The sequence below is a fragment of the Actinoplanes sp. NPDC023801 genome, from assembly GCF_040639655.1.
Lineage (GTDB): Bacteria > Actinomycetota > Actinomycetes > Mycobacteriales > Micromonosporaceae > Actinoplanes.
The window spans coordinates 1-1,287 of record NZ_JBFAAI010000087.1 but is presented as its reverse complement, the minus strand read 5'-3'; the positions used below and the strand labels follow the sequence as shown (position 1 = coordinate 1,287).

Genomic DNA, 1,287 nt, shown 5'->3' with positions numbered 1-1,287 from the left:
CGCTTCCTGAAGAGTGACCCCGTAGGGGATCCTTGGGTTCCAGTACTCGTTGCAACATCCATGATCATGATGGGTGTGTTGATGGCGAGACGTGGACGTAAGCGGCGGTTGGACGTTGAGACGCTGTACTGGGAGATGATCCTGGCCGGGGTGGGCACGGTGGAGGCGTGCAAGATCCTGGGGATCGGTCGCAAGACCGGCTATCGGTGGCGAGCCGAACACGGCGGCGTGCCACCGGTGCGGCTGGCCGAGGCTGCTCGCTGCGGACGATATCTATCGCTGCTGGAACGACAGCGGATCGCCACCCTGCGCCGTGACGGTCTCGGGGTCCGCGCGATCGCTGAGGCTGTGGGCCGGTCGCCGTCAACGATCAGCCGGGAACTACGCCGGAACACCCGCCCGCACGACGTCGCCTATGACGGCGACCTGGCGCATAGCCGTGCTCGGGAGCGAGCTCGTCGCCCTCGCCAGGGCCGACTGCTGGCCGACGCCGAGCTACGCGCGGCGGTGCAGGCAAAGCTGGAACTGGAGTGGAGTCCGGAGCAGATCGCGGGCTGGCTGCGACAAGCGCACGCCGACCGGCCGCAGTGGCACGTCTGCCACGAAACGATCTACCAGGCGCTCTACCACGGCGGCAAGGGCGGCCTGAGCCGTCAACTGACCAAGCGGCTGCGCACCAGCCGCCCACTGCGCAAGCGTCGCCGGAGGCCGACCGAACGCAGCCCGCGGTTTGTCATGCCGAGCCGGTTGATCGACCACCGCCCAGCCATCGTCGAGTCTCGTGAGCGGGTGGGTGACTGGGAAGGTGACCTGATCTGCGGCCGGCGCAACGCCTCCGCGATCGCCACGCTGGTCGACCGCCGCAGCCGCTACGTCCGGCTCGTCGCCATGCCCGCCCAGCGCACCGCCACGGCCGTCGACGACGCCCTTGCCGCCGCCGTCAGCAGCCTGCCACCGGCCGCCCGGTGCACTCTGACTTGGGACCAGGGCTCCGAGATGGCCGCGCACCGGCAGGTCGCCGCGTTGCTGACCGACGGCGTGTTCTTCGCCCACCCCGGCAAACCGTGGCAGCGCGGGACCAACGAGAACACGAACGGACTGCTGCGCCAGTACTTCCCCAAAGGCAGCGACCTATCCGTGCACAGCCCCGACGACCTGCGCGCCGTCGAGGAACGCCTCAATGACCGGCCCCGCAAATGCTTGGGATGGCGCACGCCCGCGGAGGTGTTCCACACGGCCGTGGCATCATCCTGAGCACCAGTGTTGCGACGACGGCTCGAATTCGCC

At 68.8% G+C, this 1,287-nt stretch carries 1 protein-coding gene; it reads left to right on the top strand.

Features of this window, described 5'->3' with window-relative positions:
• Window positions 1–228 precede the first annotated feature (228 nt).
• Window positions 229–1,254, top strand: coding sequence for an IS30 family transposase (locus AB0G04_RS44205; protein ID WP_360996764.1), 1,026 nt, complete (start codon window positions 229–231; stop codon window positions 1,252–1,254).
• Window positions 1,255–1,287 lie beyond the last annotated feature (33 nt).